The following is a 24,330-nucleotide window of genomic DNA, read 5'->3' as shown; positions in this document are numbered from 1 at the left end:
CTCCTCCTGTGAGCCCGGGTGGCCGGTTGGTGCGGCGCGCGCTCAGTTGAGCCCGCGCACTTCGATTTCTACCCGGCGGTTGGGCTCCAGGCATTTGATCAACTGGGCCCGTGCCTGTTGCATGTCACAGTTGACCAACGGTTTACGGCTGCCTTCGCCCTGGGCCACCACCAGTTCGGCCGGGACGCCCTTGCCGACCAGATAAGTCCGAATGGTTTGCGCCCGTTGTTGCGATACCTGCAGGTTGCTCTGGCTGTCACCGAGCTGGTCGGCGTGGCCGGAGATGACGATCTTGCCGATATTGGGCGTGTTCAACAGTTTGCTGGCGATGGCACTGAGTTGGTTCTGGCCCTCGCTTTTCAGGCTCTGGAAATCTGCCCGGCCAAAGGCGAACAAGGTGTCCGATTCCAGCGTGATGGTCTCGATCGCGCGTAGCGACTGGGCACGCAGGCTGTCGATGTAGTTGCGCGAGCTAGAAATCAGGAAGGCGTTGTCGAGAATGCGCGGCACATCCGTTTCGCGGATCTGGTCGGCATAGAAGGTGATCTGCCGGCTGGCGTACAGGTAGTCCTGGTCGCCCTTGCCCTGGTTGGCCTCGGACAGGCTGTGGCCGGTGTGCCGGGCAATGGCCGGGTACCAGTAGTCGGGCAGGTGCGCCTTGAGAAACGCCGGGTCGGCCTTCTCCCGCTGGGCGGGCGAAAGCATCACGTAGGTGTCCAGTGTCGCCTTGCCGAAATCGGCGATCGACTGGGCGCGGTTGTCATGTGGCAGGGCTTCGGCCTCCACACTGTCCACGCCGCTCACCGGTTGCAATTCGCGGGTATTGCGTTGGTAGACCTTGAGCGTGGTCAGCAGGTAGAGCGTGCGGGTGAGGTTGTCTGCGGTGGGCTTGAGCATCACCTGCTGCAGGGTGGTGAAGTAACGGTCGCGCAGCAGCGGCTCAACCTGATGGCCCTGGTACAGGCCCAGACGCAGGCTGAACGGTACACCCTGCTCACGGTGCTGCCGGTAGTAATGGGCGGCCCAGAAGCGCAGGCGGTCCAGGCTGCGCCAGGCGGCGTACTGGCCATCGGCAGCCTGGTCCTGGCGCTTGGCCTCGGCCAGCTCGCTCGCGATGCTGCCCAGCACCGCACGGTTGTTCAGGTACGACCAGCCCCACAGGCTGCACAGCACCAACCCGGCGAGGCTGGCACAGGCCACCCAGGCGGCCTTGCGCCGGCGCTCGCGGTGGTTGCTGGTGTACAGGGCCACCAGGTGCTGGTCGGGGATGATGACCTTGCGGAACAGGCTGTTGATGAACAGCGGCGCAGGCTGGCTGCCTGCGCTGACCGCCCCCTCGCCGTGTTCCAGGGCAAAACGCTCGGCAACATGCTGGCCATGGCTGCCCCACAGCGCTTCATCGGCCTGCAAGGCGGCAGTGAAGTAGAAGCCACGCAGCATTTCGGCATTCTGGTAGGGGTTGGCCCGCAGCAGGCTGTCGACGAACGCCTGCAGCCGTGGCTTGATTGCGGCCAGCTCCAGCGGGAAGCGGTAAGCGGCGTCGTTTTGCCGCGTTACCTGAATGTCCTGCTGCACCAGTTGCTGGCTGGCAACCTGCTGCCAGTACCGGGTCAGGTCGTCCATCGCCTGGCCAAAACGCTGGCCCCAGTCCGCCTGTTCGTAGCCTTTGTGCGCGAAGGTCTTGCCCATCACTTCGCCGCGCGCGGCCTCATCCAGCTGGCGATAGAAGGGGGTGAAGCCGGGTATCAGGTCGCACTTGGTGAATACCAGGTAGATCGGCAGGCGCACTTCCAGCAAGGCGCAGCTTTCCTGGATGCGTTCGCGCAAACGCTTGGCCACCCGCTGCTGGTCTTCGGCCGAGCCGTGCACAACGTCGGCGATGCTGACACTGACGATCAGACCGTTGAGCGGGCGGCGTTGCCGGTGCTGGCGCAGCAACTGCAGGAAGCCACGCCACTTGCCGGCCTCTTCCGGGCTGTTCATGTAGCGCCCGGCAGTGTCCAGCAGCACCGCTTCAGAGCTGAAGAACCAGTCACAGTTGCGCGTGCCACCCAACCCTGCGACGCGTGCACCTTCGCGCTCGGCGTAAGGGAAGTTGAGGCCGGACTGCAGGATCATGGTGCTCTTGCCAGCGGCGGGCTGGCCGATCACGAGGTACCAGGGCAGCGCGTACAGGGCGTCTTTGGCAGAGGTGCCGCGTGGCGTGTTCTTGTGCAGGCGCTCGATGCCCTGCAGCAGGCGCTCGCGCAACAGGCTGACCTCCTCGCGGTCGGCCGGCGTGGCATTGAGTACAGCCTGGTCGGCGTCGTCGCGCAGCAAGCCTTCGAGGTTGTGATGCTGGCCGGCGCCACGGTACAGCAGCAGGACGTAGCCCGCCGACAGCAGCAGGAAAGCCCCGATGCCAGCCAACAGGCTGTGCAGCGAAGCGAAGCCCAACGCGCTGCCGATCGCCCATACCAGGAAGATCACCAGGAAAAACGCCACCCCCAGCAGATAGGGTTGGTAACGCAGGCAGTAGTACTTGATCTTGTTCATACAGGCGTCGCATCCAGCGCATCGACGAATTGCTCGATAACGCGTTCAAGGGGTAGATCGAAGTCGTGTTGGCCGCGGGCCGATGCCGCAGGGCCCAGTAGCGCCAGATGCTGCTGGGCTTCGGCACAGCCGCAGAGCAGGCGATAGGCACTGCTGGCGTGGCGTGACGGGAAGCAGAACAGGCGCGGGTGCATGAAATCGTCTGCCAGCAGGCTCACGGCTGGCGTATCTGGCTGCCCGTTCATGTGGCACAGCCAAGTCAGCCACAGATCGGCTGTAGGGTTTTTCAAACCGCGCTCAGCGGGGAGGGGCAACTCAATGCCACCCTCGAAGTCACTGTGCAGCGCCGGCCGGCATGCGCGCAGCCGTGTCAAAGCGGCGGCGCTGTCGAAACCTGGCCAGGAGCCGTGCAGTGCACGCGCGATATCGGTGAAGCTGAAGTCACGCAGGAACTTGGCGTGCACCCGGCGGAACAGGTCCAGGTCCTGGGCTTGCAGTGGGCGCAAGGCCTTGACCCGTTCGAACAGGCGGGTGCCGTCGGCACCTTGCACGGCCTGGTGCAGCAAAGGCTTTATCTGTGCGCAGAACAGCTCGCCCAAGGTGAATGGGTTGCCCAGGGCCATGCCTTCCTTGCCCTTGAGCAGTTGGTAGATGAAGAACGGATAGCGCCGGTTACTGGCGTCACGCGAGCTCAACAGCCCGCCCAGCAGCCAGTTGCCATTGCGTGCGCGGTATGTGAAGAAGCACATCGGCAACCCATCGAACAGTGCCTGCCAGTCTTCGCGGTGGCGCATGGCCGCCAGCGAGGTCTGCAGCCAACTGTCGAATTCGCAGACTTCCTCCGCCGCGCCATGCAGGCTGACGAAGTCTGCGCTCGATGGCAGTTTGCCGAAGCAGCCGATCATTGGGCACTCCTGTCGTTGAGTGCGCTTAGGGCCTTGACCTGGCTCAGGTCGGTGAGTTTTACCCCACCGAAGTTGCGCACCACCAGGCTCACACGGCCATTGGCGGTGTTCCAGCTGAAGCGCTGCTGGATGCCGTCGAGGTCGTCGACGCGGGCGCTTTCGTTCATGCGCAGCAGGCCCCAACGCCCGGGGAAGTCGAACACCGTTACCCGTGCGCCACTGAGCGTTACCACATCCAGGCGAGCGCCCGGGGCATTGCTGGTGCCTGGCCAGGCGAAGCGGCTCCAGCTGCTGCGGCCGTTGCGGTAGTGCTGTTCCTGCCCATCGAGGGTGAACACGATGTCGGTGAAGTTGGCCGAGGGCTCCAGCATGATTTCAAAGCCGTTGTCGCGGTCTGACAGGCTGGCGATCACCTGGCCTACCGAACTGGCCCGGTCGATGCTGTTGAGCATGCCAGGGTTGACCAACGCCGGTGCCTTGCCATCACCTACGCCCAGACCTTCGCCGCCGGCGAGGTTGCCGATTTCGTTGCGTTTGAAGGCCGGCAGCAGCCCCGAGTCCGGGTCTACGAAACGTTGCAGGTCTTTGACCGAGGCTTCGTTGCGGCTACCACCGGCAATCGGGTAGCGGTGCGCCATGACCTGCTGCCAGGGCTTGGCGATCTGCTGCGCCCAGGCTTTGGCGATCTGCTGGCCGGCCGGGTCACGCAAGGTCGCCCAGGCGTACTGGATCGGCAGGTTGAACAAGCCTTGCAGCGAACGCGACAGGCTGTCCTGGCTGGTGTCGACGCTGGTTTCCACGTAATTGCGTACCGTGGTGACCTCGCTTGGCTGGCCTTCCAGGGTTTCGCTGATCAGCTGCTTGCTGCTTTTGCCGACATCCTGCGACCGCTGGATGTTGTTCATGCGGACCTTGAGCTTGCGCAGCGCCGCCAGGTAGCGGTCCATGATGGTGCTGTCGGCGCCTTCGGCGTTGTTCTGGGCGAATACCCGGGCAACCGGTTCGAAGCGCTTGGCGAGGCTGCCGTCGTCCACCGCCGGCAGGGCCGGGGCTACGTTGGCAGGCAGGCTGTCGTTGGCGTCGAACAGCCCGGTAACCTTGCTCCAGAAACCGTCATCACGACCAGTGCCGGCCGACGGTACTTCGCGTTTGACCGGCAGGTCCCACTGGGTATTGTCGTTCACAGCCTGCAGCAGGTTCTTTACGGGAGAGTGCTGAACGTCGCTCAAAAGCCCCAACTGCTGGGTCGCCGATGCCAGGTCGGCGAAGTGGCGCACGCCCACGCTACTGACCATCTTGTACCAGGCTTGGGTGTAATCGCGCTTGTAGCGGCTCATGAATTCGCGCACGAAGTTGGCCTTCTGCACCAGGGCATCGCCGCCGTCGCCGTCCAGTACCCAGTCGGACTCGTTGCGCAAGTTGCTCGATACCAGCTTGATCAGTTCAGGCTTGACGAACGTATCCCAGCCTTGGCGGGTATAGATCGCAGGTACCCCGGCCGACCCGTACAGCAGTGCGCGCCCAGGTTGAGGCACAAGGTCGTTGAGGCTCAGTGCCGGGAATTGGCGGCTGGATTCGAGTTGCAGGCGCAGGTATTCGCGATCGACCAGCGAACTGGAAATCATGAACGACTTGAGGTTCTGCCGGGTTTCGTTGATCAGTTGGTCGTTGCGTGGCAGTGAAGGCGCCTGGCCCTGCTCCAGCAACTGCACATACAAAGGAGTGTTTGCGCCGATCACGTCGGCGCTGGCGGGGGTGCCTTCGCCGGCCGCCGCGGCCCAGGCCTGTGGCAGGCTTGCGGCAATGAAGGCCGGGTCTGGGTGGGCGTCGGGTGCCGTCAGCAGCAGGTACAGTTTGAGCGTGTTGTAGGCATCGATGATCGAGGCGACTTGCTGCTCGTCAAGGCGCCCCAGCATCTCTTCGGACAACGACAGACCACCGGTGGTCGCGGACAGCTCGGCGGCATCGCTGGCTGTGGCCAGGTTGACCTTGGCCGCATGGGCGCCTGCGCGGGTGTTGGCCAGCGCGGCCTGCGCTTTGGCTGCAACCGCTGGGGCCAATGGCTTGGCGTTGCGTTTTTTCGGCGGGGCCGGGGTGAACTCCAGTGACTGGTTGATACCCGCGGCGAAGGTATTGAACGCGCGCATTTGCACTTGCAGGCTACGGGCGATCGGTTCCAGGGCCTGGCTGCGCAATTGCGCCAGATACGCGCTGCGGGTCACCTGGTCAACCGCCTCACCGTGGTACAGGCCGGCTCTGAGGCGCAGCGGCACGCCTTGTGTGCGATGCGACTCGACAGTGGCCATCTGCTCGCGCAGCACTTGCAGGCCTTTGCCCGCGGCCAACTGCTGCTGGCTGTCTTCGGCCTGGCCTATCTGGGCCAGCTGCAGGCGCAGATTGTCCAGCCATTGGCGGTTGTTGACGAACGACACTGCCTGCCAGCTGACAAGCAGCACGCCGGCGGCAACGGCCAGGCCCAGCAGCAGCGGGCTGAGCCCCGCTTGGCGGCCTTGGCGCGAGTGATACAGGCTCAGGTCACGGTCGGGGAAAATGACCCGGCGGAAGGTGTCGGTAATGAAGTAGCTGCGGTTGCCCGCTGCCGTGCCAGCCTGTTCGGCCTGGCCATCCTCGGCCGCCTGCAAGGCGAATTCGTCGGCGATGGCGTCTTCGTACACGTGCCCCAGTTGTTGCCCGGTCTGCAGGGCGCTGGTGAAGTACAGGCCGCGCAGCATCAGTGGGGCGCCGCTGCGCTGGCCGTGGGTGAAGTGCCCGAGGAACTGCTCGAGCACACCGCCCAGCGCGGCGAAGTATTGCGGGAAGTTCAGCAGCGTGCTGTCGGCTGCAGCGCCCAAGGCGATCACTTGTGCGTCGACGTGCTGGCGAATGTGGCTGTGCAGGTTGCCCAGGCGCGCCTGCAGCACCGCCTGCAGGCCTTGGTTGCGGATTTCCGACAACGCGAAGGTCATGCCCAGCGGTTGCTGGCGTTGGTGCAGGTCCAGGCCATCAAAAGCCTGGCTGAAGCCCGGCAACTGGTCGGTCTTGCTGAGCATCAGGTAGAGCGGTGGGTTGGTGTCGAGGCACTGGGCGTATTCTTCCACCCGGGCTACCAGCTGCGCTGCCAGGGCATCACGCTCTTCGCTGTTGGCGGCCAGCAGTTCGGGCAGGCTGACCACCAGCACCAGGCCATTGATCGCTGCCTTGCCGCGCTGCTTGCGCAGCATGCGCAGGAACGCCGAAAACTCGCTTGCCGACTGGTCGTCACGCAGGTAACGGCCGGCGGTGTCGATCATCACCGCGTCGGGGCTGAAATACCAGTCGCAGTGCTGGGTGCCACTTTCGCTGTCGTTGGCGGTGGCGATACTGGCTGACAGGCCGGAGTGGGTCAGCAGCGAAGTCTTGCCTGCCGCCGACATGCCGACCACCAGGTACCAGGGCAGGTCGGACAGCGCCGACTTGCCACCGCCGCCGGCGGAGCGGTCGGTGCGCAGCATGCTGATGGCATGCTTGAGGCGCTCGCGCAGTACCTGCTGGTCACGGAACTCGCCGGTGGCATTCCACGAGCGGTCGACTTCGATCTGCAGCAGGTTCTCCAGGTTGTGCTCGGCACGAATACGCTGGTACTGGCGCAGCACGACGGCCAGCAGGAAGCAGGCGCTGATGATGGCCAGGGCTTCGGGCAGGTGCTGCTGCAGCCACGGCAGCAGCGGCGACACCAGCCAACAGACCAACAGGCTCCCCAGCCACAGCAGTAGCAGCAGAACCCAGAAACTTTTCAAGAGGCGCAGTAATGTTTTCATGTCTTCCTGACTCGGCTACCTGAGGTGCACTCAGGCACTGAACAGCTGGCGGATTTGTTCGGAGAGGGCGGCGACGTCCTTGTCCAGCAACCAGTCAAGGGTCAGGTACACGGCGACGCAAACCAGCGCGATCAGCGCCAGGTACACCCACAGCGGCACTTCGTGGCGCAGCATCTGCGACACCTGGTCCGGCAGTGCCCAGTCCGGTGACAAGGCCTTGGGTGCCTTGCGGTAGCGGGCGATGTCCTGGCCGAGGGTGTTGGCCAGGTAACGCAGCTGGTCTTTCTGGCCAAGGCTGAACTTGCCCTCGAAGCCAAGCGCCAGGCACAGGTGATAAACCTCGAGCACATCGAGGTTCTGTTTGACATCGCCCCGCAGAGCCTCGACCTTTTCGAAAAAGCCTTCACCCGCCAGGTGCACGCCGAAATAGCGGAACTGCAAGGGTTGCAGCTCGAAGTGCTGGCGCAACGCGTTGTCGCCAGCGCGCAACACGCTTTCATCCAGGAAGGCGCAAAGCGCGTACTGGGTGTCCTTGACCTGTTCGGCGCTGTAGTTGGCGGCACGGGCGTCACGTTCAAGGTTGGCGAAGAAGCGTTCGACACTTCCTTCGAAGGCCTGCACCGAAGTGACCTGGCGGCCACGGCGCACGATCAGCGCCATGCTGATGAAGTCTTGCACCAGGTCCTTGAGCGACGGTTTGGCAGGGGCGGGCACGGTAGCGCCCTGTTGCAGTACGGCTTCGGTCATTTGAGCACCGCCATCAGTTCAAGCTTGAGGTTGGTAAAGGCGCTGGGCGCGTAGAAGCAGATGGTCTGGGCGTTCATCATTCGCTCATACACCTGGCCATGCGGCTCGATGGCGAAGTACTGATTGTCCAGGCGCACCGGGATCGCGTTGGGGAGCCGCGCGGCGTGGTTGAGGGTAACGCCGGGCATGGCACTGTTGACCACCACCTCGATGTCTTCGGGCGAGCCGATCTTGAAGGCCCGCGGCACCAGTTCCAGCAAGCTGGCACCGGGCATGTCGGCATGGACCGACACGTAGAAGTCGGCCTCGACCAGGCGCGGGTCGTGCAACTGCCCTTGCCAATACGACGGTTTGGTCTGGGTGAGGTTGATGACGATGCACTGGTTGGGCACGACGTTGTCCAGCATCACCCTGATCATCTCGTCCAGCTTGACCAGCGATGCGGCTGGGTCGTGGTGGTCGTACTCGGGGATGTCGGCCAGTTGAGTGTCGAGGGTGAAGGTCAGCAGGCCACCGGCAAGGTCGGCAAGGAACAGGTACAGGCGCTCTGGGTGCAGGCGTGGGTGGGCCAGCAGGTGGGCCAGTTGCGGGTGCGCCCGGTTGACGGTGTTCAGCAGCCAGAACAAGGTGACATCGCTGGAGCCGAACTCGGCGATCTGGTCGGCGCGTTCGCGGCGCCGGCCAGACAGTGCCTTGCTTTTGGCCTGCAAGGCGCCGAGCAGGCGCTTGCCAATGCCGGCCAGGGTTTCGTGGCAACCCAGGTGCAGGGTAGGGTGGACGAAATGCGGGTCCAGATTGAAACCGCCCATGCTGTTGCGGGTCAGCTTGGCCAGTGGGCAGTAGCTATAGCCATCCAGGCTATCGCCATCGACCAGCAGCACGACGTTCAGGCGCAGGCTGGTGATCTCGTTCTCCAGTTCGCCTTCGTTGAGGTCGGGCAGGGTGTCGAACTGTTTGCGATAGCGCCGCGCTGCCTTGTGTTCCTGGCCGTCTTCGACGTAGTTGAGGCCGAACGGCTCGGGCAGCTTCAGGGCAGCGTACACCTTGAGGTCGTTGGCCTTGAGCAGGTCTTTGAGGTCACGCGCGGCCGGCAGTGGGTCGTGCTGCGGCGCGTCGTACAGGCTGCCATCGGGGAATACCAGCTTAAGGCGCTTGAGTTGCAGCGAACCGTTGCTCAGGGCGTCCTCGTCCACTTGCAGCGCCTGTACACCCCAGTGGAAGGGGGTGCTGCGCAGGGTCGCTTCGGCCAACTGGTGTTGGTGAAACTCGTCCTGATACTGAAAGTGCTGTGGCAGCAGGAACATGCCTTCCGACCACATCACCCGGCTCTGCTTGCTCATTTGACGCTATCCACTAAAGAGTTGAAGGAATTGTCGACGGCGTTTTGTGCTGATTTGCCAGCCATATCGCTAGCCTTGTCGAGCGCGGCGTCCTGCACCTTGTCGGTGAGGCCAGGCGCGGCTTGCCTGGCGCGCTCGGCGGCGGCCTGCTGCTCGGCGGTCGGCGGCTTGTTCAATACGTCCACACCGCGCATGGCATGGATCTCGGTCTTGTCCACCAGCACGCGCAGGCCGTCCGATGAGAACCAGATCCCGTCCTTGCGCAGCGAGTCGGCGTCGAAGGCGACTTTCCAGCGGGCATCCTGCTCGTCGCGGAAAAACGCTGCCACGCCGACATACCGGGCGCTCTTGGCCAGCGGCCATTGGTCGATCTGGCCAATGCCCGGTAGCAGGGTGATCTCGCGTGCCTCCACCAGGGTGTTGCCCAGGGCTTTCTGCGGGGTAGCCCACAGGGTTTCGGCATCGCTGGCGGCGAAGCGCTCGAGGTCGGTCAGCTGGTACACGCGCATCACCACCGACAGCGGTTTGCCGTCGGCATCCGGGTTGAGCTGGTTGCCGCCATCAGAGGTCAGAATGACTTTTTCGCTGTCGGCCAGCATGTCGGCCGCCCAGCTGTCTTCCATGCGCTTGCCGATGCGGTCGGTAACCCCGCAGCCGGCCATTGCCAACAGCAGGGCAACGGCAGTCAAGCGTTTGAGGGCAGTGTGCTTGTGGTACATGACGGCAAAAACCTCCGGGTGCGGGTCAGGCCAGGCGATAGGCGAAATCGCCATCGCTGCCCAGCTCGATGACCAGGCGCTCGATGGGCGTGCCCTGGGCCATGCGCTCCAGCACGCGCTGGGCGAGCTCTGGCATCAGGGTCTGGGACAGAATGTTGTCGATGTTGCGCGCACCGCTATCGACTTCGGTGCAGCGTGCGGCGATGGCCTTCACCAACGCCGGTTCGTAGCTCAGTTCGGCCTGGTGGTTGCGCGCGAAGCGCTTGGCGATGCGCTCGAGCTTGAGCGCGACGATGCGCTCCAGCACCTGGTCCTGCACCGGGTAGAACGGCACGATGCTCAGGCGGCCAAGGAAAGCTGGCTTGAATACCTGGTTCAGCTCACCGCGCAGGCCTTCGATGATGGCTGCGGGGGTGGGCTGCTGCTCGGCATTCAGGCAGGTGTGCATGATGTGCTCGGTGCCGGTGTTGGAGGTGAGGATGATCACCGTGTTGCGGAAATTGATCTCGCGGCCTTCACCGTCGTCCAGCACCCCTTTGTCGAACACCTGGAAGAACAGTTCAAGTACATCGGGGTGAGCCTTTTCCACCTCGTCCAGCAGTACCACGCTGTACGGTTTGCGGCGCACCGCCTCCGTCAGCACGCCGCCTTCGCCGTAGCCGACATAGCCCGGTGGTGAGCCTTTGAGGCTGGATACCGTATGCGCTTCCTGGTACTCGGACATGTTGATGGTGATCAGGTTGCGTTCACCGCCATACAGGGTGTCGGCAAGGGCCAGGGCGGTTTCGGTCTTGCCGACGCCGCTGGGGCCAAGCAGCAGGAATACGCCGATCGGTTTGTTCGGGTCTTCCATGCGCGCACGGGAAATTTTGATGCGTTTGCCGATTTCGTGCAGGGCATGGTCCTGGCCCAGTACGCGCTGGCTCAGCAGTTCAGGCAAGCGCTGAACGGTATCGATCTCGTCGCGCAGCATCTTGCCTAGCGGAATACCGGTCCAGCCGCTGATGACCTGGGCGATGGCGCCGCTGTCGACCAAGGCATGCACCAGTGGCTGGTCGCCTTGCACCCGGGCCAGTTCGCTGCGCAGGGCATTGAGCTGCGCGGGGTCGGCTTCACTGGCGGCGCTCAGCGCCTTGAGCTGTTCGACCAGTGCCAGTTCCTGTTGCCACTGGGTGTTCAGTTGCTGTTCCTGCAACTGCGCGGCTTGCAAGGCAGCCTGCAGTTCGCCGAGGCGGCGGGCATGATCGTGGCCTTTGCCGGCTTCGTCGCCCAGCACGCTGATTTCAGCTTGCAGGTTGTCGATCTGCCGACGGCAGTCTTCCAGTGCGCCAGGCTGCGAGGTTTGCGCCAAGGCGATGCGTGCGCAGGCGGTGTCGAGCACGCTGACAGCTTTGTCTGGCAGCTGGCGGCCGGTGATGTAGCGGTTGGACAGGCGCACTGCCTGCACCAGCGCTTCGTCCATGACCGCCACCTTGTGGTGTTCGCGCATTTTGCCTAGCAGGCCGCGCAGCATGTGGATGGCTTTGTCTTCATCCGGCTCTTCGACCTTGACCACCTGGAAGCGGCGGGCGAGGGCTGCGTCCTTTTCGAAGTACTTCTTGTACTCGGCCCAGGTGGTGGCGGCGATGGTGCGCAGCTCGCCACGTGCCAGCGCAGGCTTGAGCAGGTTGGCGGCGTCATTTTGCCCCGCCTGGCCACCGGAGCCGATCAGGGTGTGGGCTTCATCGATGAACAGGATGATCGGGTGCAGGCTGCGCTTGACCTCTTCGATCACTGCCTTGAGGCGGTTCTCGAACTCACCTTTGACCCCGGCGCCCGCCTGCAGCAACCCCAGGTCGAGGGTATGCAGTGCCACATCCTTGAGCACGGCCGGCACGTCGCCTTGGGCAATGCGCAGGGCCAGACCTTCGACTACGGCTGTTTTGCCCACCCCGGCCTCACCGGTGAGGATCGGATTGTTCTGCCGGCGGCGCGTGAGAATGTCGACCATCTGCCGCACCTCGAATTCGCGCCCAAGCACGGGGTCGATGCGGCCTTCGCGGGCACTTTGGGTAAGGTTGACCGTGTATTGGTCCAGCGCCGGGGTCTTGCCGCCAGCCTTGCCCGTGGCAGGGGCCGGTGCCGCTGGGCCAGCCAAGGCGCTGGCGTGGCGCGATTCGGCGCTGCCCTCGACCAAAGCGGCAAGGTTCAGGCGAAGGTCGTCTGGGTTGATCTTCTCCAGCTCAGGGGCCGAGGCGACCACTACGCGATGCAGTTCGGCATCGTCCAGCAGGACTTGCAGCAGATGGGCACTGCGTACTTGCGCGACGCCGTACTCGATCGATGCCAGCAGCCAGGCCTGTTCGATCATGCGGGTGATATGTGGCGACAGCGCCGGGGTGCGGGTGTTGCCTTTCTTGAATGTGCCCAGGGCCGTTACCAGTTGCGCCTGCAGGCGCTCGGCGACCACATCGTAGTGGCGCAGGATTGGCGCCAGGTCAGTGTCGCCGGCATCGAGCAGCTGCAACAGCAGGTGCTCGACTTCCACGTCGTAGTGTTGCTCCGAGAGGCACAGGGCTGCAGCGCTTTCTGTCGCCGTGCGGCTGGTTTCGTTGAGCTTGGCGAACAAAGACTTCAGGTTCACAAGGCGACCCCATCGTAAGGAATGTGGAAGACGGCGCAACGCGATGGCTCCGCGTCACGGCCAGGGCGTTTGAGCCAGCCCAGCCAGCCCAGGGCAAGGTTGCCTGTGCGGCCGAGCTGGGCGGGTGGTACAGCCTCGGGCTTGAGCCGCGGGGCAATTTCGAAATCCAGCTCGGCACCCAGGTAGAAGCGCACCAGCTCGACCAGCTTGCGGTAGCACGCGGTGCCGGGCTGGAACCGTTGGTAATCGGCCAGGCCAAGCGGGCCGAGCTCGATGCGGATGCACGACTGGTAGTCCCAGACCCGGTTACCGGCCACGGCACTGTGGCCCAGCTGGGCATTGCGCCGCCCCAGCTGGGTACATTGTTCCGGCTGCAGGCGCAGCCAGCGCCCGGCGAACTGGCGGACTTTGATCGGCAGCGCGAAGTAGAAGCCGAGCATGCGCTCCAGGTTCAGGGCGTTGCGTGGCTTCTGGCTGAGCAGGCCGGCAAAGTAGCTGAACAGCTCGCGGCGCAGCGCCGTGGGCTGCTGCTCGAACTTGAGGCGCTGGGCCATGGGCCCGAACCCCACCACGTTGAGCAGGTAGCTGTCGAAGCGCGATGTGCCGTTGCGCTCGTGTTCGATATGAAACTTGTATTTTTGCCAGGCTTCGTAGAACAGCGTGGTCATGCGGTGCGAAAACATGTCGAGGAACGCATGCGCAGCATCGTCGCGATACTGTACGTGCCGCTCCAACAGCAGCTCGGTGTACGGGCGTGGCAGCACACCAGACGGCCCTACCAGGCCCATGAAGGTCACCTGGACCTCCGACAACGGCCGGCCGGCCGGCGAAACCTTGCCCTCGCGTTCGAAATGCAAGTCGCTGACTTCGCTCGCCGGGAACGCCAGGGACAGCTGGGTGCGAAAACGCAGCGGGTCTTCGTGCGGGCGCGTTGCCAGGTCCATGCGCCCGGTGCGGCTGTAGTGCAGGCGAAGCAGGCGCACCAATTGAAAAAATTCGAATCGGTGCGGCTCGGCTCGGGCCTGATCGATCAGACCAGGGGCTGATCGCCAGTGCGTGCTGGCCATTGGACGACTCTCTTTTCTCGTTGTTGGGTACGCAGCGTCAGTTGGGTGAAGCTGTTCATCGAACAGTACTGGCCGAAGAAATGGTCCAGCACCATGCCGAACAGGAACACACCGCTGCCGGTGAACTGGCTTTCGTCCAGCGTCAGGGTGATACCCACACCGCGCACGAAGTTCGGCCGCGGGTGGCCGATACGCGCAACCACCGGTTCGCTGGCGATAGCCTTGATGCCGTTGATTTGTTTACGAATGGCCGAGACGTTGCGGTAGTTGTAGAGCGACAGCAACTCGAGCAGTACTTCGCGGCCCTGGCTTACCAGCGACAGGTGGTTGAGCGACAGGTGCGCAATAAGCCGCCAGATAAGGCCTTTGCCCAGTGGCACACGCATGGTGGCGGTGGGCTTGCGCAGGCAGCGGATGTCCCTGATCACCGAGTTGGCCGGGATGTTGAAATCACCGCGTTCACCACCGAAAGGCAGCATCAGCGGCACATCGCGGTTGCTGCAGGTAAGGCTGATGCTGAGGGTATCGCTGCTGGCGTCTATCAGCTCCAGGTCGCGGTCGACCACGCGGATGCTCATGGCTGTGGCATCGCCTTGGTTGCGCCGGCGGGCGATCCAGAAGCTGGTGTGCGGGTCTTGCTCGCCACGCGGCTCGAAGAATGCCTGGCAGGTGGCGACCTGGTCGATGCCACCCAGTTTGCGCACGCGCCGTACCCGATCGATCGACACCACTTCTGCGGCATTGTGCAGGCGGGTGTCGGGGGTGACCGGGTATTCGTGCCGCGTATGGGTAAGCTTGATCGGCTCGGCCTGTTGCCGGAACAAGTTGATGATTGGCGTGCAGTTGAGCTTGAAGTTGTTGCGCCCGATGTTCTGGCTCAGCCGCGCCAGGCGGTCGCCCAGGTCGTAGTCGCTGAAATAGAAATTGACCTGTACCTGTTCCACGGCCTGACCATTCAGGGGGCGAGCGAACCCGCCGAGGTCGAAGAACATGAACTTGTCTGGGAAGGTGAAATACTCGTGCAACAGCCGGTAGCCGAGGAACGAGCGTTCGGAATAGTCCACCAGGCCTTCGTCACGCCCATAACCTACAGCGCTCAGGGCACCTGCTGGCAGCACGATTTCGCGCCTGCGGCCTTGGTCGTGGAAGCTCAGGGTCGCCTTGGCGAGGTTGTTGAACAGCAGCTCGTACAAATGCAGCATCAGCGTTGCTTCACCGTCGAGGAAGAAGCGCAGACGGTCGATTTGCATTTGCCCGAACAGGGCGTCGCCGGTGGCGGCCAGGTCGATGCTCAGGCGGGCGACCAGGTCGGCGCTGTGGCCGTTGAAAGCGGAGCGCTCCATTTCGGCGAACGTGGCCTTCTGCACGGCAATCGGCCATAACTCAACCGGGTAGCAAGTGCGGAATTTACACACCACGCCCTCAACGGCGTTGGCATGCATCTCGGTATGGCGCGCCACGCGGTAGGCTTCGGTCACCTTCTCGTGCTTGCCCAGGCTCAGCTCGGCGATCGACATCGACGGGGTTGGGCGCAGGTAGTGCGGGTACAGCACCTCAAGGAAGGACTCGACGATTTCCGGAAACTCGTCATCGAGTTTTTTATGCACCCGCGCGGAAAGGAACGAAAACGCCTCGATCAGGCGCTCGGTATGCGGGTCTTCGCAGTTGTCGCCCTCGATCAGTAGCCGCGAAGCAATTTTCGGGTACTGCGCGGCAAACTCCTGGCCGAGGAAGCGCAGGTGCGACAGTTCCTTTTCGTAGTAGGGCAGCAGTTCGTCGAGCATCAGTTGAGGTTCTGTACTTTGTATTCCTGGGTGTTGACCTGCAGCACGGCGTCGAATGACACCTGGCGGCTGATATCCTGCAGACGCAATACAGCGTCTACCCGGAAGGTCAACATGCGGTGGCCGTTCTGCTGGGCCAACAGCTGAACCCGCACCCGGCGAAAGCGCCGGTCGCCGGTGCTGATCGCCCGCTCCAGCTGCTGCTGGATCAGGCGGCGATCGTGCGGGTCGAGCACGCTGCGGCTGATGAAGTCAGGCATGCCGTATTCAAGGATGGAGCCCTCAAGCTGACTGAAGCCCTCCAGCTCTTCGGCGACCAGCGACTGACGCGTGTTAACCAGCACTTCAAGGTCGCGCACGATGCTGGCCTTGTATTCGGCCAGTGAGCAGGTACGCTGCGCGGCCGGCTCGGCCGACTGGTGAGGGCGGTCGTCCAGCAGGCGGTCGAGCAGCGAGGGCAGCAGCCGGGCTTGGTTACTCATGTGTCATCCCTGTACACAGCGGCTGATCAGCCGCGGGCGCCCTGCGGCAACTCGGCCACCAGGCGCAGCGAGGCGGTCAGTTCGTCCAGCTGGTAGTGCGGGCGCAGGTAGGTCACGGCTTTGTACACACCTGGCTTGCCGGGCACTTCGAAAACCTCGGCGCGGGCTTCGCGCAGCGGGAACTTGGCCTTGGCTTCCTGGCTGGCGGTATCGTCGAGCAGCACGTAGCTGGCCAGCCACTGGTTGAGGAAGCGCTCCACGTCCATGCGCGAGGCGAAGCTGCCGATTTTGTCGCGCATGATCGCCTTCATGTAATGGGCGATGCGCGAAGTGGCGAAGATGTACTGCAGTTGGGCCGACAGGCGTGCGTTGGCGTTGGCGATGTCGGTGTTGTACTGCTTCTGCTTTTGCGCCGACTGGGTGCCGAAGAATGCGGCATAGTCAGTGCCCTTGCAGTGCACCAGGGGAATGAAGCCGAGGTCCGACAGCTCTTTTTCACGGCGGTCGGTAATGGCGATTTCGGTCGGGCACTTGAGGGCAATTTCGCCATCGTCGGTCTTGAAGGTATGAGTCGGCAGGCCTTCGACCAGCCCGCCCCCTTCCACGCCGCGGATGGCCACGCACCAGCCGTAGCGGGCGAAGGCATCGGTAACGCGGGTGCCCAGGGCGTACGCAGCGTTCATCCACAGGTACTTGTTGTGGTCGCGGCCGTCTACGCTTTCGACGAAGTTGAATTCTTCCACCGGGGTGGTATCGGGGCCATACGGCAGGCGACCGAGCACATGCGGCAGGGTCAGGCCGACGTAGCGGGAATCTTCCGAAGCGCGGAATGACTTCCACTTGGCATACTCGACGGTGTCGAAGATCTTCGCCAGGTCACGCGGGCCGGACATTTCGGTGAACGAGTCCCAGCCGAACAGCTCGGGGGAGGCAGCCGAAATGAACGGTGCATGGGCCGCCGCGGCCACGTGCGAGATCTCCTCCAGCAGGTACATGTCTTCGGGGTTGCGGTTGAACTCGTAGTCACCGGTCAACATGCCGAAAGGCGCGCCACCGAAGGTGCCGTACTCTTCTTCGTAGACTTTCTTGAACAGTGCGCTCTGGTCGAATTCGCTGGCGGCCTTCAGGTCGCGCACCAGGTCCTTCTTCGAGGCATTGAGCAGGTGGATTTTCAGCGTGGTGCTGGTCTCGGTCTGGTCTACCTGGTATTTCAGGCCGCGCCAGGAGGCTTCCAACTGCTGGAATTCGCTGGCGTGCATGATCTCGTTCATCTGCTCGGAGAGCATCGAATCGATCTCGGCGATACGTGAGTCGAGCACGGCGATCAGGTCCTTGCTCGGGGTCATCTCACCCTCGAGCACCTGGTTCACCAGTTCGCCGATCAGGTCGCGGGTGCGATTGCGCTCGGTGTCGGAGCGGGCCACGCGGCTTTGCGAGATGATGCTGTCGAGCAGCGATGGCTGCGGTGCGAAGTTTTCCACTTCGACCAGGTCGCCGGCCTGTTGCGGTGCGGTTTGCTTGTCGGTCATGTTCGGGCTCCTGCTCAGGCGCGATCGTCGCTGGACGGGTCTTTCACTTCGGCTTCACGGCCGAATTCCTTGCCCAGGGTCTTGAGCTTTTCGGTGTTCTGCAGCACGTCCATCAGCAGCTCTTCGAGCTTGTCGTTGCCGCCCATCTTGTTGCGCAGATCGGCCAGCTTGTTACGCACTTCCAGCAGCTTGCGCAGCGGCTCGACCTGCTTGACCACGTTCTGTGGCTCGAAGTCTTCGAGGCTGTTGAAGTTCAGCTCGACGCCGAGCTGGGTGCCGTTCTTGGCCAGGGTGTTGTCGACGCGGTAGGTCAGGCGTGGCTTGATGCCCTTGAGCACGCCGTTGAAGTTGTCGCGGTCGATGAACACGAACTTGCGGTCCTTGAGCTTGGGCAATGGCTCCAGCGGGTTGCCGGAGAAGTCGCCCAGTACGCCGACGACGAAGGGCAGCTCCTTTTTCTCGATGGCATCGCCGATGTCCACGTCGTAGGTGATATGGACCCGGGGCGCGCGGACGCGGTCGAGTTTGTGCTGGGTGCTTTCCTTCTTCGCCATCGTATTCTCCAGTGCAAGCAGTTCGCTGCGAATCATTGCGCCGCCCGTATCCGGGCCCTGCGCGTTACAGTCCTTCGATCGTCCGCAGCAGGCGCTGACGGATGTCGTCGTTCATTTCCAGGATGTTGTCGCGCCCCACCAGCTCTTCGAAGCTGGTGTTGCCGGCAATTTGCGTGCTGCTACGGATAACCGAATCGTCGGGAAGTTCCGAGCGTACCGGCGAACTGATGACGCAGAACGGCAGGTCGCCAAAGCCCTTCAGGCGCTCGAAGCTCAGCCCGTAGCGCAAGCCTTCGAACAGCCGCCCAAGGCCAGGCGACTTGCTCAGGCAGTAGAACAGCACCAGGTAGTGCACCACGAAGCGGTACAGCTCGGCGCTGCTGCGGTTGGGGTCTTTGATGACATTGCGAAACCGCGCCAGGTCGAAGGCGTGGAAGCCCACAACCCAGCGGGTCGGGCTGGTGATGCGGATGACTTGGCCGCTGTGTTCCAGGGTCTTGTCGTATTCCAGCGGGAACAGTTCGGGGGTGGTGCTGATCAGGTTCAGCGGTACTTCCAGCTCGGTGACCAGCTGGAACGGCGCGGCCGAGCCGATGCGCTCGTAGAGTTCGATCAACGACTGGAAATGGCCCTGGGTTTCGCGCCCGCTGCTGCGCTGGGCGCCTTGCAGGTATTCGCCAAACAGGGTTTGCGGACGGATCAGCGGTGCCACGGTGGCAAGGTAATCCGCCGCCTGCGCCTTCAGCGCATCGGAGATCGCCCGCGTCTGGCTACGCAGCTTGATCAGTGCTTCGACATCAAAAGTCTGTGTCATCGGTACATCGTCCATGAGCCTGCTTGATCGTCCTGAAACGCCAATGGCGAGGACCTGAAAATCGCGCCTCTCGGCTGCGGCAATTTGAGTGCTGGCACATGAATATCGTGTTGCCAGCAATGCCGAGTAGGGCACCCCACTGCGGAAGAAGTTCCGGCGAGGGGCGCGATTTTTCCCTGTTTTGTGATGCCGCGCAATGATGGCGCCATGCCATTGACGGTGGGTTTCGAGTGCGGGAAATGGGGGTTTTACCCCTAAAGTCAGGGGGCTGAAGTGCTAAGAGAACGGTAAAAATTGCCGTAAAAAGTTTTTTTCAAAAAGTGAAGCGGGTCTCATTTTTTTGCGTCATGCCATTGGCATTCGACTTCCGTCGCGGCGCGTTTCAATGATGGCAATGCGACGGAATATGGCGTGCCGAAGCGGTTTCGTGAGGGTTGTCAGAGCGGCTTTGCGCCCACCATGCGACCCTCGATTGCCCACTCCCGTAACCACCCGAGCAAGGCGTGTAATTCATCAGTGGCCTCGACCGACAGCGTGCCGTTTTCGTACAGGACGGCAACGCTGAGCGTGCCCATCCCGCAGGGCATTGCGAACGCGCTCAAGCGAACCTGTTCGGGGTCGCTGTGCAGCCGTGAGTGGTAGCCCAGGAGCGTGTTGGCCCAGCTTGAGTAACCGCCATCGCGCAGCAGCAAGGTTGCTGCACGCGCCAGTACCGCGGAGATTTCCGTCAGATCCCAAGTGCACGGCTCAGCTGTGCCGCGCTGGGTGCCAGGTTGCATCATTAGGGCATGGTCCAGTTCGCGGCGGCGGCATCGAACGACCATGGGCAGCGCTGCTGATGGATCCTGTAGCCAGGCCGTGTACCGGGCCTGGTCGATGCGGTAATACTCTTCGTAATCGACCAGGGCGTTGCTGACCGGGATCGACAGGTAGAACTGCCATGAAGCCAGTTCTATCCCAAGCGAAAAACGGTGCGCTTGGCTGGTGTAGGTGTCATTGAATTTCATGCTGGGTTGCGCCTTCGAGACATGCATCTAGCGGCCATCCACCTGAATGCAGATGTCCTTCCTGCCGATCGTTTTGCATGGCCAGTGGTCGTTGATGTAGAAGTCCGGCTTGAAGCACACGCGCTCATCGTTCACCCAGAACATTTGCCAGCCAGAACCTGAAATGCGCAGCTTGGGGCACGACCAGTAGCCTTGCGCCGAAAGCGTGGCGATCGTCAGTGCGATCATTGCCGGGGCGACGATAACCATCAGCAGGACTGTCAGTTGTAGTGAGCGCGTCTGGAATCGATATAGCCAGGATTTTCCAGGTGGGTCGAATTTGCGACCGGTCCATGCGGCGATCGTGCAGGCGACGATCAGGCAGGGTGTCAGGGGAATGAAGCCAATCATGAAAAAGCCTTTGAGCGACGTTTCCACGACGGGCGCATTTCGGTAAAGGCGGCCATAGAGTGGCACGATATCCACCCATAGGATGTAGGCTGCAAATGTGCCCATGGCTAACATGGACAGGCACAGGCCTATGGCCGTGAACCTGAAAAGGACCGGAGACCTGACGTGCAGTTCGGGATGGTTTTTCATGCATGCCTCAGCATTCCGTGCTGGGCGACAGGGTGCCTGTTTTCGTGAGGGAGGGGCAATGGCATCAAAGCGGTGCTGACTATTTGCCATCATTGCCGCCGTGCGATTCCCTGAGGAAAATGCTGCCGCCGGGAAATTTATTTCACGAACGGTGGTCACACATCTGCGTAGCGGCCATGCGCTATCAGTTGCTCCACTGGCGGCCTCCACCGTGCTTGCCGAGGTACAAGGCAGGCGCGCCAATTTTCAACGGACTGTGATGTAGAAAATGGACCTTTTAGCCAACGTCCCCAGCTGGAGTGACATCGAGCGCAACCTCGACCAGAAGTTCAGCGCGGCGAACCAGAGCATCCGCCACGGGTTGCAGAGCGCCCACGACAGTTGGGACGGCTTTAGTCGACGCGTCAGCGATGGCGCCAGCCAGGCCTATGGCTACATGGGGGGCCACCGCATCGACAACGTGCAGCAGGCGCTGGCGATGTCGTATCCGATCTTCCAGGAAGACCTCAAGCGCAAGTGGGCCTCCATCGGTATCGAACAGATCCTGCCAGTGCTGCTGCAACTGGTGAAGGAAGTGTCGATGATTCTCGGTGGCAGCATCGCCGTGGGCTCTGCCGCAGGCGGCGCGATCGGCGCCTTGGCCTTTGGTTTTGGCGCAGCTCCGGGTGCGGTGGCGGGGGCGGGCATCGGCCTGGAAGTCGGCAACCTGATCCTCCTGGCGTTGGGGCTTTCGGCCATTGCCGAGTATTTCATCAAGGGTTTGCCGGCTTGCCTGAGTACGCTCCAGGAAGGCATCGCCACCGCCTGGAATGCCGAAGAAGGTGTCAAGCCCGCCGGGCTGGACCCGACCGGAGGCTCGGCGGCGGTGATCCAGGAGCGCACCGAGCGTGCCGCCCGGCAACTGGCTCGCGGCCAGGAGCAACTGGTGCTGCTACTGCTGGTGGGCATCGTCACCTACCTGCTGCGTGGGCAGATGAAAGCCGGCATCATGGGCAGCATGGAGAACATCGCCAGCCGCAGTGCCAAGCTGCAGGCCGATATCGCCAACAAGCAGTTTGGCGCCTGGCTGGCCAAGAACGAAGCCAAGCTGCTGGCCCATCCAGACCTGCAGGTCAAAGACCCGACGCCCCTCAAGAAACCTGAGCTGCCAGAGCCGGTTCGTCGCCCTGAACCAGCACCTGCAGCCAAACCCGTGGCTAAGCCGCCGGTCATGTCCTTGCGCGATGCCGTGGGCAATCAGACCGCAGACCGCTGGATATCAACGGGCAGGCGTATTGCCGACTTCACCGACCCCAAACGCTCTGCATTGCTGACCGACGACCAGATCGGCGCGCTGCATGGTTACACCACTAACGAGGGCTATCAGTGGATCAACCCGGCACTGCGCGGGCAAACCCCGTTCAGCCCGCAGATGGAGGCTTTCGTCGCGCATGCGAACGACGGTCTGGCCAAACTGCCGTCCTACGCTTTAGGTGACACCTTCCGCGGCACCACATTGCCGTCCGATGTCCTGTCGAGGATGCAGGTCGGCCTGCCAACCAGTGATGCGGCGTTCATGAGCACATCTGCAGACTCGGCCCTTGCTTTCAAGGTGTAGTCCATCCGCTGTTGCAACGGCCGGGAGGGTTCCGGTGACAGGTGCGCATAACGCTGCACGTAATCGGCCAGCAATGCGTTCGAGCCAGCCGGATGCGCCGGCGGCGCCCGCAGTCAAACCCCAATGGCTGCAGTCCAGGGCCTGCACCTTGACGCCAGAGCAGGCGCTGGACCGTGCCAAAGGCGCGCTGCTGGGGCTGGCCATTGGCGATGCGGTCGGCACCACGCTCGAGTTCCTGCCGCGTGACCGGGAACAGGTGAGCGACATGGTCGGCGGTGGCCCCTTCAAGCTCACTGCGGGCGAGTGGACCGATGACACCAGCATGGCGCTGTGCCTGGCAGATACCTATGTGAGCCAGGGCAAGTTCGATTACGCCACCTATGCGAATGCTCTCGTGCGCTGGTACCGCAAGGGTGAAAACAGTGCCAATGGCCGTTGCTTCGATATTGGCAATGCCACGCGCAACGCGCTCGAAGGCTGGCTGCGCGAAGGCATCACCTGGCAAGGCAACTACGACCCGTCCAGTGCAGGCAATGGATCGATCATCCGCCTCGCACCTACGGCGATCTATCGCCGGCATTCGTTGTCCGCGAGCTGGTGGGAAAGCGTCACCCAGAGCAGCGTGACGCACAACGCCGACGAGGCAGTGAACAGCTGCCAGTTGTTGGCCGCTCAACTGCATCTGGCACTCAATGGCGCCGATAAGGAAGAAACCCTGGCACCTGCCGTGCGTTCGTTGCGCCCCCGCCCGATGATCATCAACGCTGGCGAGTACAAGCAAAAGTCCCGCGACCAGATTCGCTCTTCCGGTTATGTGATCGACACCCTGGAAGCTGCGCTGTGGGCAGTTTGGAACACCGACAACTTCAAGGACGCGATTCTGCTGGCTGCCAACCTTGCCGATGATGCCGACAGCGTCGCGGCCACTGCCGGCCAACTGGCGGGGGCGCTGTACGGCGTCTCTGGCATGCCGCCGGAGTGGGTGGCGAAGGTTGCCTGGTCGGAACATATCCAGGCGCTGGCAGGGAAGTTGTTCGAGCTGGCACCGCAAGTGGATGAACTGGATGCGTTGCTTTACGGCCAGCGTTGAAGGTACGGGGAGCAAATGTGAACTGCGCCACGAATCGATACATTTTTTTGTGGCGGTTGCGATGGCTGCAACAGTTGCGGAGCACGATTGACAGAGCGCTTGGCGCTGGCCCCGCTGACCGCGCAAAGCCGCGCACGCGGAAGCTTCACGCGACACAGCAGGTGTGCAGGTGATGGAGCAAATTGCCTGAATGATGGCTATATGGCATTGCCTTGATTGCATGTGAGCCACGGTTTTCGCGGCTTGCAGCAAGTTGACAGGGTAGCTTTTGACGGTGTTTTCTTTGGGCCTTTCTGGCCGCTGACCCGCCCGAATGTGACCAGTGTCACGTTCATGGCAACGCGACAAGGCACTTTTCCGGGTGCTTGCGGTCGCATGAACCCGCGGGACGCGCACGCGCGAAGCGTGCGCCTCGTACCCCGCATGAACAGAGTTGTCGCTGAGCATCGCAAGCGCGTGCTGGCCGTGTTTTCAAGGAGATTTCGCATGATCATGGACCTGGCCTCCGCGCTGCTGTCGCCGCAGAACCGCCGCCTGTTCAAGTTCCACAACCTCGCCAACCCCGAGCAGGAACTGCTGCTGGAAACCTTCAAGGGCGTCGAGGCTTTGTCGCGGGCATTCAACTACGAACTGCTGCTGGTCTGCGAAGATTCTGGCGTGCCGCTGAAGTCGATGATGGGCCAGCACGTCAGCATCGAGATCGAGCTGGCCGAAGGCGGCCCGCGCTATATCACCGGTTACCTCACGCGCTTTGCCAGCATCGGCAGCGACGGTGGCATGGCGCGCTACACTGCCACCCTCAACCCGTGGTTCTCGATGCTCAAGAACCGCTTCGACACGCGGATCTTCCAGGGCAACACCGTCGAGGAAGTGGTCACCGAAGTGTTCGCCCTGTGCCCGGCGTTCTCCCGTCACGAGTTCCGCCTGACCCGGCCGCAGAAGCGCTACACCTACATCACCCAGTACCGCGAGACCGACTTCAACTTCGTCCAGCGCCTGCTGGAGGAAGAGGGGATGTTCTACTTCTTCGAGCACACTGCCGAAGGCCACACGATGATCATCTGCGATGACTCCAGCACACTGGTGGACATCCCCGAGCAGCCGCAAATCCGCTTCCACAGCGCCTCAGTCACTGAGACCGCCGACTCCATCACCCAGTGG

18 protein-coding genes are annotated in these 24,330 nt (G+C 62.6%); 3 read left to right on the top strand and 15 right to left on the bottom strand.

Annotated features, from left to right (window positions below; translation table 11 throughout):
- Window positions 1-42 precede the first annotated feature (42 nt).
- From tssM to B3361_RS14335, 15 genes are all read right to left on the bottom strand, one after another.
- Entirely contained in the window at window positions 43-2,535 is a 2,493-nt protein-coding gene (gene tssM / locus B3361_RS14405; RefSeq protein ID WP_054904742.1) for a type VI secretion system membrane subunit TssM, read from the bottom strand.
- Window positions 2,532-3,440 carry a type VI secretion system-associated protein TagF gene (gene tagF, locus B3361_RS14400; protein ID WP_029887854.1) on the bottom strand — a complete coding sequence of 303 codons (909 nt, stop codon included), beginning with the start codon at window positions 3,438-3,440 and terminating at the stop codon, window positions 2,532-2,534. Before tagF ends, tssM begins: the two co-directional genes overlap by 4 nt.
- Window positions 3,437-7,237 carry a type VI secretion protein IcmF/TssM N-terminal domain-containing protein gene (locus B3361_RS14395; RefSeq protein ID WP_054904741.1) on the bottom strand — a complete coding sequence of 1,267 codons (3,801 nt, stop codon included), beginning with the start codon at window positions 7,235-7,237 and terminating at the stop codon, window positions 3,437-3,439. Before B3361_RS14395 ends, tagF begins: the two co-directional genes overlap by 4 nt.
- Window positions 7,238-7,267: 30 nt before the next feature.
- Window positions 7,268-7,984 carry a type IVB secretion system protein IcmH/DotU gene (gene icmH, locus B3361_RS14390; RefSeq protein WP_286920262.1) on the bottom strand — a complete coding sequence of 239 codons (717 nt, stop codon included), beginning with the start codon at window positions 7,982-7,984 and terminating at the stop codon, window positions 7,268-7,270.
- A complete protein-coding gene (gene tssK, locus B3361_RS14385) occupies window positions 7,981-9,324 on the bottom strand; it encodes a type VI secretion system baseplate subunit TssK (RefSeq protein ID WP_009686737.1) in 1,344 nt (447 codons plus the stop codon). Before tssK ends, icmH begins: the two co-directional genes overlap by 4 nt.
- Entirely contained in the window at window positions 9,321-10,043 is a 723-nt protein-coding gene (gene tssJ, locus B3361_RS14380; RefSeq protein ID WP_054904767.1) for a type VI secretion system lipoprotein TssJ, read from the bottom strand. The genes tssK and tssJ overlap by 4 nt, the downstream gene beginning before the upstream one ends.
- 25 nt (window positions 10,044-10,068) lie before the next feature.
- Window positions 10,069-12,666, bottom strand: a complete 2,598-nt coding sequence (tssH, locus tag B3361_RS14375; protein WP_054904739.1) for a type VI secretion system ATPase TssH — start codon at window positions 12,664-12,666, stop codon at window positions 10,069-10,071.
- Complete coding sequence (gene tssG / locus B3361_RS14370; protein WP_182336723.1) at window positions 12,663-13,733, bottom strand: type VI secretion system baseplate subunit TssG; 1,071 nt, start codon at window positions 13,731-13,733, stop codon at window positions 12,663-12,665. The genes tssH and tssG overlap by 4 nt, the downstream gene beginning before the upstream one ends.
- On the bottom strand, window positions 13,697-15,517 hold the full coding sequence (gene tssF, locus B3361_RS14365; protein ID WP_054904737.1) for a type VI secretion system baseplate subunit TssF: 1,821 nt from the start codon (window positions 15,515-15,517) through the stop codon (window positions 13,697-13,699). The genes tssG and tssF overlap by 37 nt, the downstream gene beginning before the upstream one ends.
- Entirely contained in the window at window positions 15,517-15,999 is a 483-nt protein-coding gene (gene tssE / locus B3361_RS14360; RefSeq protein WP_009686742.1) for a type VI secretion system baseplate subunit TssE, read from the bottom strand. The genes tssF and tssE overlap by 1 nt, the downstream gene beginning before the upstream one ends.
- A gap of 26 nt (window positions 16,000-16,025) precedes the next feature.
- Window positions 16,026-17,528 carry a type VI secretion system contractile sheath large subunit gene (gene tssC, locus B3361_RS14355; RefSeq protein WP_286920261.1) on the bottom strand — a complete coding sequence of 501 codons (1,503 nt, stop codon included), beginning with the start codon at window positions 17,526-17,528 and terminating at the stop codon, window positions 16,026-16,028.
- A gap of 14 nt (window positions 17,529-17,542) precedes the next feature.
- Window positions 17,543-18,082 carry a type VI secretion system contractile sheath small subunit gene (gene tssB, locus B3361_RS14350; protein ID WP_028697264.1) on the bottom strand — a complete coding sequence of 180 codons (540 nt, stop codon included), beginning with the start codon at window positions 18,080-18,082 and terminating at the stop codon, window positions 17,543-17,545.
- Window positions 18,083-18,146: 64 nt separating this feature from the next.
- Window positions 18,147-18,896, bottom strand: a complete 750-nt coding sequence (locus B3361_RS14345; protein ID WP_182336721.1) for a hypothetical protein — start codon at window positions 18,894-18,896, stop codon at window positions 18,147-18,149.
- 437 nt (window positions 18,897-19,333) lie between these two features.
- On the bottom strand, window positions 19,334-19,903 hold the full coding sequence (locus tag B3361_RS14340) for a hypothetical protein (protein ID WP_054904765.1): 570 nt from the start codon (window positions 19,901-19,903) through the stop codon (window positions 19,334-19,336).
- Between the two features lie 27 nt (window positions 19,904-19,930).
- The gene (locus B3361_RS14335) at window positions 19,931-20,482 is read right to left on the bottom strand and encodes a hypothetical protein (RefSeq protein ID WP_054904735.1); all 552 of its coding nucleotides are present in this window, start codon (window positions 20,480-20,482) and stop codon (window positions 19,931-19,933) included.
- A 268-nt stretch (window positions 20,483-20,750) separates the two neighbouring features.
- On the opposite strand from B3361_RS14335, the gene B3361_RS14330 reads away from it, so the two are divergent.
- The 3 genes from B3361_RS14330 to B3361_RS14320 all read left to right on the top strand — a co-directional run.
- Window positions 20,751-22,079 carry a DUF6861 domain-containing protein gene (locus tag B3361_RS14330; RefSeq protein ID WP_286920260.1) on the top strand — a complete coding sequence of 443 codons (1,329 nt, stop codon included), beginning with the start codon at window positions 20,751-20,753 and terminating at the stop codon, window positions 22,077-22,079.
- A gap of 73 nt (window positions 22,080-22,152) precedes the next feature.
- Entirely contained in the window at window positions 22,153-23,169 is a 1,017-nt protein-coding gene (gene tri1, locus B3361_RS14325; RefSeq protein WP_286920259.1) for an ADP-ribosylarginine hydrolase Tri1, read from the top strand.
- Window positions 23,170-23,655: 486 nt separating this feature from the next.
- On the top strand, window positions 23,656-24,330 hold a 675-nt coding region (locus B3361_RS14320), incomplete at its 3' end, for a type VI secretion system Vgr family protein (protein WP_286920258.1).

It is taken from the genome of Pseudomonas sp. UBA6699 (assembly GCF_002454615.1).
Taxonomy (GTDB): domain Bacteria; phylum Pseudomonadota; class Gammaproteobacteria; order Pseudomonadales; family Pseudomonadaceae; genus Aquipseudomonas; species Aquipseudomonas juntendi.
The sequence above is the reverse complement of the archived record's forward strand: the minus strand, read 5'-3'. Positions and strand labels throughout refer to the sequence as shown.